The sequence below is a fragment of the Clostridium sp. OS1-26 genome, assembly GCF_030915445.1.
GTDB lineage: Bacteria > Bacillota > Clostridia > Clostridiales > Clostridiaceae > Clostridium_AM.
In genome coordinates this window covers 2,277,588-2,290,388 of record NZ_CP133264.1, presented here as the reverse complement: position 1 = coordinate 2,290,388, position 12,801 = coordinate 2,277,588, and the positions used below count along the sequence as shown (strand labels likewise).

The window sequence follows — 12,801 nt, the reverse complement described above, 5'->3', positions numbered from 1 at the left end:
TTCATTGGCACATAACACTAAAAAAAGCGATGTTTTTTATCTCTTAAGGATAAAGGAGTGATAGTTTGAATATCAAAGCTGTACTAAAGACACAGTCTCTTAACGGTTCAAAGGTAATCGCAGGTAAGGATGGAATATTAAATGAAATATCTGGTGTAAATGTATTGGAAGCTCTTGATATAGAAAATTGGGGAAGATTTGGAGAGGTTATTCTTACAAGTTACTTTGCTCTTCATAATTTGAGCGATAGTGAATTAGATTCGTTTTTGAAAAAATACATACAATCGGTATTAGTGCAATAATAATTAAACTAGATAGACTAGTGCATCAAATACCAAGCAAAATAATTGAATTATGTAATAAGCATTCAATTCCTCTAATTCAAATAAACAAGGAAGTAAAATATGAATCTATAATTCTAGATATCCTGGAACCCATAATAGATAAAAATGTGTATCTATTAAATAAATACTATGAAGTGCATAGTGAACTTACAAGTCTTGCACTGAAAATTCCTTCAATTGAAGAGATGCTTTATGAATTCAAAAAAATGATACTTCGGGATGTAAGCTTTATCAATTCTGCAAAAGGTACTGAAATTAGCACAAACCCTAAACTTTCTGATATAACAATACTAGGTAAAAGCGAAGTCTTAAATGAAAAATATATGCAATTTAACTATGAACGCTATGAAGTAATTTATAATACTTCCAATCAGAAGAAGGCTGGAACACAAATTAGAGTTCATATATCTTATCTAGAATTTAATGATTATGAACTTATTATCCACGAAGAATCAGAGCCAATTGATTCTGAAGACTTCATGGTAATAGAAAATGCAGTAAAATTTTTACAGATGGAGCTTTTGAAAAAATATGTAATATCACAGAGCTTATTTCAACAAAAGAATAATATTATTAGTGATTTATTAAACGACAGACTCTATGATAGAAAGGACATTGATGATGTCTTAGAATCTTTGGAAATTAGCAGTTACAAGTTTTATCAGTTAATTCTTATAAAGCTATATCAAGTAGATGAGAATAAAAACCTAGACAAAAATCTTATGCTTCCAATTTTAGGTAAAATAAGAAATAAGTTTAAGTTGATGTTTAAAGATATGGCTTTCCTAGAAAAGTCAGACAGAATTGTGTTTATATTTAACTTTAATGATGATAAGGATAGTATTAATATAGATAATATTGAAAAAATAATGCAAGCGCTAGTTGAAACCAACTTGTTTAAAGACTATTATTACCGTATAAGTATAAGTTCAAAAGTAGAGAAGTCAGATATACCTAAAGCTAATAAAGAAGTTCTAGATACTCAAAAGATATTAAGATCATTTCATAATTCTAATAAAATATTGTCTTATGAAGAGCTTGGAATCTATAAATTATTCTTAGAGTCAAATAGTTTAAACGAACTTCAAAAATTTATTCCACCTAAAATTAGTAAATTTATACTTGATTATTCTCAGCTATTTGAAACCTTAAAAATATTCCTTGATTCAAACCAAAGCTATATTATTACATCAGAAAAGCTATTTCTTCATCCTAAGACAGTTAGGTATAGGATAGATAAGACAAAAACTATATTAAAAATAGAGTTAACAGACCCAGAGGAAATATTGCAAATCCAAGTGGCCTCAAGGCTGTTTAAACTTATTGAACAGGAGGAGCATAAATGAATAATCCGAATACCTTTAGCCTTATAACAGAAGACAAGATTCAACTAACTATGAATTTATATCGAGCTAAAGATAATAGAAAGAATGTAACTATAATATATTTCCACGGTGGTGGACTGCTTTATGGAGTTAGTGATGATTTGCCAGAAATTTATATAAATAAATTTTTAGATTCGGGATACGACTTTTTGTCATTTGATTATCCTCTAGCTCCAGAAGCGAAGCTTAGTTTAATATTAAAATCAGCTTATGAGGAAATTCTCTACTATTTAGATAATAAGCAAAAAATATTTGGATTGGAGAATAATAATTACATACTATTTGGACGTTCTGCAGGCTCATATCTATCCTTCATGATGTGTAGTATGTTGATTAATAATAATATATTAATGCCAAAGGCAATTATAAGCCTTTATGGATACACAAGGATTGATGAAATGCAATTCAATATTCCAAGTAAACATTATAACAAATTAGCTCAAGTACCTGAAGAAAGCATAAAAAAGATTCTCTCAGCAGCTCCAGTAACATACGGTCCGATAAATCTTAGATTTTCACTCTATATAAAAGCAAGGCAAGAAGGAACCTGGGTAAAATATCTTTGCAACGAAGAAAATCCAACAAAATATTCAATAGAGGATGAAAGTCTTAAACATTTTCCACCAACAATATTAGCAGCATCAACCCTTGACCCTGATGTACCATTTAAAACATCTAAGCTGCTTAGCAGGATGATTCCAGAGTCTCATCTTATAACAGTCTATGGCGAAGTTCATGACTTCGATAGAGATACAAATAATAATATCGGAATATCAGTTTATGATGAGATAGTAAACTGGCTCGAAAACAAGATCTAAATTTAGGGAGTGCCGAGTATTTCATGAAACCCCAAAAAGACTGAAAAAATACCAAAGAAGACTATGATTATGAGTTGTCTTTGGTATTTTATAATTACATACTTCGGCAACCTAGCAATCATAGGATTATATATCCCTTAGACCCAGAGCTTTGCGTCCCCGCCTTTCGACGAGTTTGCTATTATCGGCACGCTATTTTTTAATAGTTCAATTTTAATATTGACACGAATACTTTCTATCTAACCCTTTTTACACATATTATTATACTTATATTTATAATATTTTACTTTCAAGAAATTTACCTCTCACATTCCCCCTTCGGGATTTCTTTTATGTTAAAAATCTTAGTTTTCACTTACATTTTCATGTTTAAATTCTTCTACTTTTATCTCACTATTATTTTTGGTTATAGTTAAAGTATCTATTCCATATGGAGGATTATGTGGTCCTACAAATGTTTCTATTCTAATTTTTAATCTATATCCCCTATCAATTTGTTCAATGTCTAAAATTCCTGCATTCATATATTGTCTAAACTCACCATAATAATTCTTAACAGCCTTATCAATATATGGAGATAACATAGACAGAATAAATTGCTGATTTAATTTATCTTTAAATACATACTCAGGTAAATGATTGCCTTCAAGGTGTATATTGGTCAGTGATAAATTTTTCAGCCCCCTTAATAGACTAATATCCGTAATTTTATTTTGAGATATATCCAAACTTCTTAAATTCTCTAATTTATCAAATCCTTTAAGATTATCAACTTTATTATTATCAACAAATAGTCGATTCAACTTAGATAATGGGCTTAATCCACTTATATCTACAATTTGATTATGTGATAAAGTTAATGCTTCTAATCCTGTAAGAATTCCTAATCCTTTAATATTTTTTATTTTATTATAATCTAAATCTAAATGTTTTAAACTAGTAAGTGAACTTAGTTTTCTTATATCAGATATTTTATTATTAGATAACTGTAAGTATTGTAAATTTTTCAAGGATTTTAGAGGGCTAATATCTGTTATTTGATTTCCATATAAATACAAATACTTTAAATTAGTTAAGTAAGTTAAAGGTTTGATATCAATAATAGAATTTTGAGCTAACTCTAATGTTGTTAACTTGGTTAAGTTTTTTAAAAAATCAATATCAGATATTTTGTTCATTCCTAATGATAAATCTGTTAAATTAGTCAACTTGCTTAAAGGCTCTATATTTTCAATATTATTAATATATAAGTTTAAGCTTTCTAAATATTTCAATTCACTTAAACCCTTTAAATCACTCACCTTATTATTATATAAGCTCAAAGTTTTTAACCTACTCAAATTAGCCAATGGATTTATATCAATGATTTTATTACTTTCTAAGTTTAATTCTGTTAAATTAACTAAGTTGCTCAATGGACTAATATCAACTATTTTATTATAACCTAATCGTAAATACTCTAAATTAGTTAAACTACTTAGCTGTTTAATATCAATCACTTCATCAAACCATAAATCCAATTTTTTTAGACTAGTTAAATATTGTATTCCTTCCAAATTGGAGATTTTTTGATGTTGAATGACTAGCTCCTGAATGTCTTTAACATCACTCTCATAAATTTCACCTTTAGGTTTATTTATCTTATCTCTAATTGCTTTCTCTAAATTCTTATCTTGAAAATATATTATCTTGTTATCTTTCTCCTTAATAGATTCATTCATTAATTTAATTAAATCTAAAGAATTGCTTATTCTATCTTTAGATAGTGCATATACATTTAAAGGACTTAACACTAATAAAAAAATAATTAAATTAAGAAAAAATATTTTATATAGCTTCTTATCCACTCTATAAATCTCCTATAAGAATATATAAACTCTTATATTGTATCTTTAGGATAAACAAAATTTATATACTTATAGGATTTTTACTTATTTATCAACTTTTAACTCTCAAATTATTAAATAAAGCATGAATAAATACAAAATTATCGAATTTACTTCATTCTTAGAAAAAAACTTTTTACTGAATAAAACTTTCATATTTATATAGACTCTATCCTTATTCCTAACTTATACGAATAAAAACTAAACTTATTAAAAAGGTTATTGTAGAAAGTATTACAGCTATCATTAGCACTCCCGTTATTAAAATGTTATACCTTATTAAATCAAGATTTAATATATACTTTGATAAATTTAAAATGTTCACTATAAATAATATTAAAAATATAATCGACAGTCCTCTGAAAGCTCCCTTTATATCGGCAGAACTTAGAGATATGTGAGAGGATATACATATAGATATAAATAAAAATATATAAAAGTATGGATTTTCAAAGTTCTTCAAGGAGAATATAACTTTTACCAACCCAGAATAAGAATTAATTATTCCTTCAATTGTACTTTTGCTTAACACTGTAACATGTAAACTTTTAACCAATATATTGATAAACCTGTTATAAGCTTGTGGTATTATATATCTCATTAAAGCTAATATAGAAAAAATCCCTCCAAATATAGGTGCTATGCCTATAAAAAAGTTCCCTATCTGCTGATAAACGCTACCTTGATTATAGCTGTGTTGTACGTATCCCATTACTCCATTTTCATCTGGTTTTTGAAGTAATTTTATCTTAGTAATTTTATGTCCAAATAACAAAGCAACGATGGCGTGACTCAATTCGTGAATCGGAACACCAATAAGCCCTGTTATCATTAATGCCTTACTTCCAAAATGTCTCTGAAAATTTCTTATAGAATTATTTCGTAACGCTCCAAGAAATAATCCGACTAAAACAATCATTCCTGTAAAATATACTGTTTCTATACAAGTTCTGATTAACAATTCGATCATAAATGTCATCATATGTTTTTACCCTCCGTCAATTGTAATGTACTAAGAAGCAAAAAAATCCCCCATTTTTGATTTAGTTTTAAATCAAAACAGGAGATTCTCTCTAAATCATATATTTCATTTTTTATCAGAACTACTTTTTGTGATTACATTAACTTGGCTATTAAAAACATAGTTTTCATTCCAAGTGAGGTAAACTTCTCCTCATATTCAGTAACTACATTTTCATTGAACTCACTGTTGTGTAAATCATAAGTTAGATATTCTATCGAAAATCCACTTGTCTTAAAATATTCCTGTGAATCTTCAAATAGTTCTGTATCATCTGTTTTAAACCATATCTCACTGTTAGGCTTTAAAAATTTCTTATACTCTGTCAAGAACTTTGGATGGGTAAGCCTTCTTTTATTATGTCTATCCTTTGGCCAAGGATTGCAAAAATTAATATATATCCTGCTTATTTCATCTTTCTCAAAAACTTCGGCGATTCCAGCTATGTTCATAGGAATAAGCTTTGCATTTTGTAATTCAGTCTCTTCTAATTTTTTCAATGCATATATTAAAACTTCATCTTTAAGGTCTACACCTATAAAGTTTATATTAGAATTTTGTTGTGCTCTAGTAGTTATAAATCTTCCTCTTCCACAACCTAATTCCAAGTATATATCATTATTATTTTTAAACTCTTGCTTCCATTTTCCTTTAAGTTCTTTGGGATTTATTACTACTAAAGGGCTCGCCTCCATTTCTGGTCTTGCCCACCATTTCTTTCTAAGTCTCATCTGAAACCTCCTTCTTTTGTAGAAAAATTCATGTGTCTTAAATCATTGCACTAGCAAGTCTTATAAATGTACTAAATAAGAGACGTGACGGAATTCCAACAATATAAGTTGAAATTGGAGTTGCTATAAAAAGTATTAGTATAATCATCTGATATTTATATATGGAATCTGATATCTTATAGTAAGTCGATGGAAACAAATCCCTCAGTACATGAAAGCCATCTAAGCCAGGAAGTGGTATTAGATTAAATATAAAAAGCATGCAATTTATTTGTATTATTGCAGCCAGTATGCTACCAACAACTCCATATAATAGAGGTATGCCTTTCATACCTAAAAACCCGAATTTAGATAGAAGTACTGCTAATACAGCGCCTAAAAATGCCACAATTAAATTAGCAATTGGTCCTGCTATGGAAACTTTTAAATCATCTCTATATCTATTTTTAAAAGCACTAGGATTGGTTTCCACAGGTCTCGCCCACCCAAAGCCTGCAACTAATATCATCAAAAATCCCATTAAATCTATATGAACAAACGGATTTAATGTAAGCCTTCCTTGAAATTTTGGAGTTTTATCTCCAAGTCTGTCAGCTACTAATGCATGTGCATATTCGTGAAATGCAAAACCTATAAGTATAGCTGGTATTATAAGTATTTTCTCAAGTAACCAGTTATTCAAAATAAAATCATCCTTTCTCACATTGTTACTATATTTAGGCATATTCAAAAATAACTAGTAAGTACGCTAGTCTATTTTCTTTCAGATACCTTAAGCAAAATTACTTTAATTATAACAAAAGTATTGACAATACTCAATAAAGTGAAACTTACAGGGGATGCTAGAACAGAATTTCATCCTAACATCCCCTAATAATTACAAATATCTTTAGTTAAATAAAGTTTTTACCATTTTCCCGTCACTTACTGATATTATCCCATCAGTATACATTTGAATAAATTTTCCTTGATAAATGTATTCTTTTCCCGAAGCAACCTCTCTGACAACTCCCTTAAGATTATCATTTATATACACCTTTCCTTGGGAACTTACAAATATTGCATCTTTATCTACTGCAGTACCTAAATCAATGGTTTGCAGAGAATTTTTTCCTTCTTTTATACTGCCATAATAAATTTTGCTAACCTTATCATCTTGAGTTTCACCAATATAAACTCTGTCTTCATCATCAACCGCTATTAGTGAAGGAGTGTTTACTCCATTTATAGCAAGAGGTTCATCCTGTCCTGTTATATATATTCTATGATGAGTAAGATCCTCATATATAAGCTTATCTTCATGAGGAACTACTTTTATCTTTCCTATCATATAAGCCATTGTATCTACTTTTTTCATTTCTTTCATTATATTAATCCAATATATGTTACTTCTTCTTCCACTGTTTGCTACTTTAACATATATTATATTTGTCAAAGGTGAAGCCTGAATATCTTCTACCTCTGATTTTTTATCTGCCCAATCTAATTCCTTAATATCTTCCTTAACATCTTTATCTACATCATAGTATGCTAATTTGAAACTGGAGCCTTTTTTGCCTGTTTCTTTTTCTGCTATAAGCATTCTGTTTCTATCTGGAAGCCATTTATAAAATGAAACTTGCACTCCGTCCTCGAAATCTACTTTCTTTTCCTCTCCAGTTTTTGTATTTATTACTTTTAAAACATCTCCATCATAGTAAGCTAAATATCTTGCGTTAAAAGATGCATTAACATGAGTCGCATTATCAGGTATCTTCACCTCTGCATCTTGCTTTTTGATTTCACTCTTTACTACTTTTTTAGTCTTGATAGATGTATCTGTAGCTAATAAATATTTGTCAGCGTAGAAAAGGCCTGCAAACTGTATGGTTAAAGATATAAGAATCCATAAAAAAATCCTTTTAAAAATCTTCATTCCCTACTCTCCTTCTAATAATTATCTTGTTTACTTCAACAGTTATTTAACAAATACAGCTGATGGAACTGATCTTTCTCCTAAAGGATCGCAAGGATTATTTATTACATCACCTTCATAATACATTGTTGAAGATGATCCTCCATCTAAGTTTGTTGCATTAACAGCACCATATTGAAGCATTATATTTTCAACATCTTTCAGTGTAGCCCCTACACTCTTAGTTTGCCTTCCATCAATAACCAATAAAAGTATAGCTCCATCTTTTCTTTGCCCAATAGCTGTTCTAGGAGCTATTCCCCAACCTCCGTCACCGGATTTTATAGTCCCTCTATTATTTACTACTATTGCAGGTCCAAAAGAAATAGCTTCTGTAGCGCCAAGTTCCTTAAGCTCTCCTAAGGTATGGGGTCCAACTAATAGTGCTCCATTTTTAGTAATAGCCATTACATCTCTTTCTTCGTCTTCCTTTAAATCATTGTAAAGTATTTTCCCATTACTCATAAGTATTCCAACAGGCTTTCCACCGGTTCCTGTCCATTTACTATCTCCAGATGAGCTATCTGTGAAGCCTCCACCATTAACTGCAGCTACTGCCCCGTTGTCTCTAGCTATCTGACTTGTTAATTCTCCCTCAACACCTAATTTTTTACTAGAGCCTACTTTAACTCTAGTAGGATCATGTACAATTAACATGTATCCTTTAAACTTTCTTCCATCACTAATATCTTCTCTTTCAATATTACTATCATGAGTATTTTTAAAATCTATAGGTTTATTATCCTGTTGTATGGTTTCAACAACATTTTCACCTAAAATTTTATTTATTTCTTGCTCTGATAAAAATAATTTAGCTATATATTGATGGCTAAGTGTTGTCATAGCAGCACCTACTATTGTCTTCTTTACATTTTCAAATGGTCCATGAAATACTATTAGAGGCGCAGTAGCACCTGTAAATATCATTTCAAAAATCAAAAAACCTAAGATCAATTTCCAAATTGACTTTTTCTTAGTTCCTTCGGTTTTTCTCTTATTCATTCGTTAAACCTACCCTTTCTAAATTTAATACCTTACAACATTGTACAATAAATGATATATTTTTTAAATAGAAATAGTTATAAATATAGCAAAAACTTTGTTATTTAAAAATTAAACATCCAAAAAGACATAATTCTGGTTAAAACCTTCTTAATGCTTTTTGGATGTTTAATTTCTCATATATTTTTAATTGTTTTATAAATTTATCGCTTATCTTGCTAAATTTATCAAGATTACTATGCTTAAAGCATTTTTGAAGCTTCATAAGCTAATGGAGACCTTTCACATTCGTCATATTTTAAAGTTACTTGATAACACAGAGCACTTCCTTTCATTTTTTCTGATGCATAACAGAGCCCATTTGATCTGGAATCTAAAAATGGATGATCTATCTGCTCTGTATCTCCTATTAAAATAAGTTTTGTGCCGACTCCAACTCTAGTTATAATAGATTTTACCTGCTTTGGTGTAAGATTTTGTGCTTCATCTATAATAACCCAGTTTTTAACTATAGACCTTCCTCTTAAATACGCAACTGCTTCTGTAGTTATAATTCTTCTATCAAATAACTCTTTTATTTTATCTGATAATTCTTTTTCATTTTTATATCTTTCTTTCTCGTCTGAATCCACTAATATCTCTAAATTATCCAATACTGGTCTCATAAAAGGCGATATTTTTTCCTGTTCTGTTCCAGGTAAAAATCCTATATCTTCATCCATGGTAATATTAGGTCTGCAAACTAAAATTCTTCTAAATTGCTCTTTTCCTTCTCCCATAATCTTATCTAAACCTACTGCGAGTGAGAAAAGCGTCTTAGCTGTGCCAGCTGGGCCTTTTATTATCACTAAGGGAGCTTTTTCTGCATCCGTATATAATGCTTCTAGTATAAATCTTTGTCCTACATTTCTAGCATTAACTCCCAGTGGTGTATTATCTTTATAATATAGCTGCACTACTTTATTTCCATCAAATCTTCCCAATGCTGTTTGTTTTGGATTATGGAGGCAGTGGATTATAATAAATTGATTATTATCTAAATCAGGTTTCAAGTATTTATCAAGTTCAACTGAATAATATAACAAATCATCTACATTCATAAATTTTTTACGGTAAAATTTCGATATTTCCTCAGATGTTGCATAAACATCCATACGTCCCGTATATTGGCTTTCATGCTCTGGAACAACTTTTTCATGAAAGTCCTCTACATCTATGTCAACTGTATCAGCTTTAATTCTTTCAAAAGTATCTTTTGTAATTAAGCAAACATTTTTCCCTTGCTCCTTTAGACCTTTGCATACCTGTATTATTCTGTTATCGGGCTTATCTTTGTCCCAAGATGGTGGAATTTGTGTATCATAATGATTCATTTCAACTCTAAGCTTTCCACCACCTGGGAGTTCTACCCCCTTATTGAGCTTACCTTCCTTTCTAAGACTGTCTATCAACCTTGCAGCATGTCTCGCGTTAGCTCCAAGGTCATTTTTGTCTTTCTTAAAACTGTCTAACTCCTCAAGCACAACCTCAGGTATAACTACATCATTATCTCCAAAGGTAAAAATTGCTCCTGGTGAGTACAGAATAACATTGGTATCTAAAACATAGGTCTTCTTCAAAATCATTCCTCCTTTTAGTCGGAACACTGAGCAATTAAGATTACTCGCTTCCGCTCGCTAATTGCTCGTTAAAGCCCATTTAGGACTTTAACCTCCCCTCTTCCATTACTACTATTATATTCAGCTAATGTAATAAATGTATTAATTTTTAATAAATTAATACATTTGCCGTAAAAAAATAACAGGTATATAACCTGTTATTTCAGACTTTCATAAACTTTTTCTAAGTTTTCTTTCATACTTTGCAAATAATCTTTTCCATCCTCTTGGCTTTCTGTGGTATATATTTTTTCAACTTTTGCATTAACCTCTTTAGCTAAAGTTTGTGATACTTTTGGGCTAGCCATATCCTCCATAAATATAGTCTTAACATTATTCTTTTTGCAGTAGTCTATAAGCTCCTGCATTCTTTTCGGAGTTGGCTCTCCTTCTGCAAACACATTTTCAACACTATTTTGATTTAGATTAAAGTCCCTACAGAAATATGCAAATGCCGCATGACCAGTCACAAAGTTTCTATTTTTAACTCCACTAAATTTCTGTTTATATTCATTTAGCATAGCATCAAGCTTAGATGCAAACTCATTATAATTTTTTTCATAGTAGTCTTTATTTGATGGATCAACTTTAATTAGCGCTTCTTCTATGTTCTTTGACTCTATTTTAGCCATACTTAAACTTATCCATGTGTGTGGGTCATATTGCCCATGCTCCTTTATGGAATCTTCATCTGTATTTTTTATTGGATCACAACCTTTAGATGCTTCAACTACCACTAGATCCTTATTATTTACTGCATTTAAAGATTTCTCCACCCATCCTTCCATTCCAAATCCATTATATATAAATATTTGAGCCTTGCTTAAGCTTGCCAAATCTTTAGGTTTTGGTTCAAAATCATGAGGTTCTGTTCCATTAGGCACGATTACTTGAACATCAACCTTATCCTTTCCCACTGCTTTTGCAAACTGTGATAAAGCATTAAAACTTGTCATTACTTTAATTTTTTTATCATTACTTTCAAAAGTATTTTTATCTTTTGCAGAGGCATCTCCACTCTTATTCCCACAGGCTGTTAAGCTAACCATCAGAAATAGTGTTATTACTAGCAGCCCCATTTTTTTTATCATAATATATTAGCCTCCTTATTTTTATTATTTATATTAAATAATAAATAATTTTTAAGTGTTGTTGCAAATAATTTGCATCTGGATATATAATAATATTGTATGCTTTTTTTGTCAATGATATTTAATACTATTGTTGTTTATTGAATACATTATGTAATATAATAGTTATTATTTACAAATTTTGAAAAATATAAAACAGGAGGAAACTTATTTATGGTTGAAATTAAAAATTTAAATTTTTCATATACAGGAAATGAACCATACATACTTGATAATGTAAATTTAAATATACGGGATGGAAGTTATGTATCTATACTTGGTGAAAATGGCAGTGCAAAAACTACTCTTTTAAAGCTTGTATTAAATTTACTTAATCCTTCTAGTGGAAATATAGCTTTACATACTGATAGAATTGGATATGTTCCTCAAAGAGTTGAAAGTTTTAACTCTCAATTTCCTATCACGGTTACTGAAATGTTAAGCTGTCATATGAAAATTTTGAGGCTGAGAAATTCAAAAACAATTCATAGAAGTTTAGATGCTGTAGGAATGGAAAGTTTTCAGAATACTTTAATAGGAGATATGTCTGGTGGACAGCAACAAAAAATATTCATTGCTCGAGCTTTAATGGGTAATCCCAAATTACTGATACTTGATGAGCCATCTACTGGTATTGATATACAAAGTCAAAAAGAGATATATAGCATAATTAAACATTTGAATGTACATTTAGGTATAACAGTATTGGCTGTAGAACATAATCTTAAAGCTGCTTTAGATTGTTCCACACATATTTGCATTATGGACAGCGGTTCTGCAAGTTTATACACAATAGAAGAATATAAAAGAATTATAAGAGTTTCCTAGGTAATATAACAAATTATCAAAACAAAAATTATTTTGGAGGTTAA

The 12,801-nt window shown here is 29.7% G+C and carries 11 protein-coding genes, 1 pseudogene and 1 riboswitch; of the genes and pseudogenes, 4 read left to right on the top strand and 8 right to left on the bottom strand.

All coding sequences use genetic code 11. From position 1 onward, the window contains the following. Positions 1-65: 65 nt before the first annotated feature. The 3 genes and pseudogenes from RCG18_RS11210 to RCG18_RS11200 all read left to right on the top strand — a co-directional run. A pseudogene (locus tag RCG18_RS11210) lies at positions 66-379 on the top strand (PucR family transcriptional regulator ligand-binding domain-containing protein); the annotation flags it as partial. A 150-nt stretch (positions 380-529) separates the two neighbouring features. Beyond that, positions 530-1,690, top strand: coding sequence for a PucR family transcriptional regulator (locus RCG18_RS11205; protein WP_374119132.1), 1,161 nt, complete (start codon positions 530-532; stop codon positions 1,688-1,690). After that, positions 1,687-2,547, top strand: a complete 861-nt coding sequence (locus RCG18_RS11200; protein ID WP_308041370.1) for an alpha/beta hydrolase — start codon at positions 1,687-1,689, stop codon at positions 2,545-2,547. The genes RCG18_RS11205 and RCG18_RS11200 overlap by 4 nt, the downstream gene beginning before the upstream one ends. 102 nt (positions 2,548-2,649) lie before the next feature. Beyond that, positions 2,650-2,737, bottom strand: a riboswitch (cyclic di-GMP riboswitch). A 154-nt stretch (positions 2,738-2,891) separates the two neighbouring features. On the opposite strand, the gene RCG18_RS11195 is transcribed toward RCG18_RS11200, so the two are convergent. The 8 genes from RCG18_RS11195 to RCG18_RS11160 form a co-directional block, all read right to left on the bottom strand. Then, positions 2,892-4,394 carry a leucine-rich repeat domain-containing protein gene (locus tag RCG18_RS11195; RefSeq protein ID WP_308041369.1) on the bottom strand — a complete coding sequence of 501 codons (1,503 nt, stop codon included), beginning with the start codon at positions 4,392-4,394 and terminating at the stop codon, positions 2,892-2,894. 220 nt (positions 4,395-4,614) lie between these two features. Then, the gene (locus tag RCG18_RS11190; protein WP_308042007.1) at positions 4,615-5,412 is read right to left on the bottom strand and encodes a M50 family metallopeptidase; all 798 of its coding nucleotides are present in this window, start codon (positions 5,410-5,412) and stop codon (positions 4,615-4,617) included. Between the two features lie 137 nt (positions 5,413-5,549). Next, the gene (trmB, locus tag RCG18_RS11185; RefSeq protein WP_308041368.1) at positions 5,550-6,185 is read right to left on the bottom strand and encodes a tRNA (guanosine(46)-N7)-methyltransferase TrmB; all 636 of its coding nucleotides are present in this window, start codon (positions 6,183-6,185) and stop codon (positions 5,550-5,552) included. Between the two features lie 37 nt (positions 6,186-6,222). Further along, a complete protein-coding gene (locus RCG18_RS11180; protein WP_308041367.1) occupies positions 6,223-6,909 on the bottom strand; it encodes a site-2 protease family protein in 687 nt (228 codons plus the stop codon). Positions 6,910-7,074: 165 nt separating this feature from the next. After that, a complete protein-coding gene (locus RCG18_RS11175) occupies positions 7,075-8,100 on the bottom strand; it encodes a hypothetical protein (RefSeq protein WP_308041366.1) in 1,026 nt (341 codons plus the stop codon). 42 nt (positions 8,101-8,142) lie between these two features. Then, on the bottom strand, positions 8,143-9,141 hold the full coding sequence (locus tag RCG18_RS11170) for a phosphodiester glycosidase family protein (protein ID WP_308041365.1): 999 nt from the start codon (positions 9,139-9,141) through the stop codon (positions 8,143-8,145). Between the two features lie 242 nt (positions 9,142-9,383). Beyond that, on the bottom strand, positions 9,384-10,760 hold the full coding sequence (locus RCG18_RS11165; protein ID WP_308041364.1) for a PhoH family protein: 1,377 nt from the start codon (positions 10,758-10,760) through the stop codon (positions 9,384-9,386). Positions 10,761-10,957: 197 nt separating this feature from the next. Beyond that, positions 10,958-11,890 (bottom strand): metal ABC transporter substrate-binding protein, encoded by a 933-nt coding sequence (locus RCG18_RS11160; RefSeq protein WP_308041363.1) that lies wholly within the window; start codon positions 11,888-11,890, stop codon positions 10,958-10,960. A gap of 213 nt (positions 11,891-12,103) precedes the next feature. Between RCG18_RS11160 and RCG18_RS11155 the strand changes: the two genes are divergently transcribed. Continuing rightward, complete coding sequence (locus tag RCG18_RS11155; RefSeq protein ID WP_308041362.1) at positions 12,104-12,757, top strand: metal ABC transporter ATP-binding protein; 654 nt, start codon at positions 12,104-12,106, stop codon at positions 12,755-12,757. Positions 12,758-12,801 lie beyond the last annotated feature (44 nt).

What these genes read in the sequence shown, in the direction of transcription:
- RCG18_RS11155 (WP_308041362.1), top strand. Translation starts at nt 12,104, where the DNA reads ATGGTTGAAATTAAAAATTTAAATTTTTCATATACAGGAAATGAACCA.
- RCG18_RS11200 (WP_308041370.1), top strand. Translation starts at nt 1,687, where the DNA reads ATGAATAATCCGAATACCTTTAGCCTTATAACAGAAGACAAGATTCAA.
- RCG18_RS11190 (WP_308042007.1), bottom strand. Translation starts at nt 5,412, where the DNA reads ATGACATTTATGATCGAATTGTTAATCAGAACTTGTATAGAAACAGTA.
- RCG18_RS11180 (WP_308041367.1), bottom strand. Translation starts at nt 6,909, where the DNA reads ATGCCTAAATATAGTAACAATGTGAGAAAGGATGATTTTATTTTGAAT.
- trmB (WP_308041368.1), bottom strand. Translation starts at nt 6,185, where the DNA reads ATGAGACTTAGAAAGAAATGGTGGGCAAGACCAGAAATGGAGGCGAGC.
- RCG18_RS11170 (WP_308041365.1), bottom strand. Translation starts at nt 9,141, where the DNA reads ATGAATAAGAGAAAAACCGAAGGAACTAAGAAAAAGTCAATTTGGAAA.
- RCG18_RS11175 (WP_308041366.1), bottom strand. Translation starts at nt 8,100, where the DNA reads ATGAAGATTTTTAAAAGGATTTTTTTATGGATTCTTATATCTTTAACC.
- RCG18_RS11205 (WP_374119132.1), top strand. Translation starts at nt 530, where the DNA reads ATGCTTTATGAATTCAAAAAAATGATACTTCGGGATGTAAGCTTTATC.
- RCG18_RS11160 (WP_308041363.1), bottom strand. Translation starts at nt 11,890, where the DNA reads ATGATAAAAAAAATGGGGCTGCTAGTAATAACACTATTTCTGATGGTT.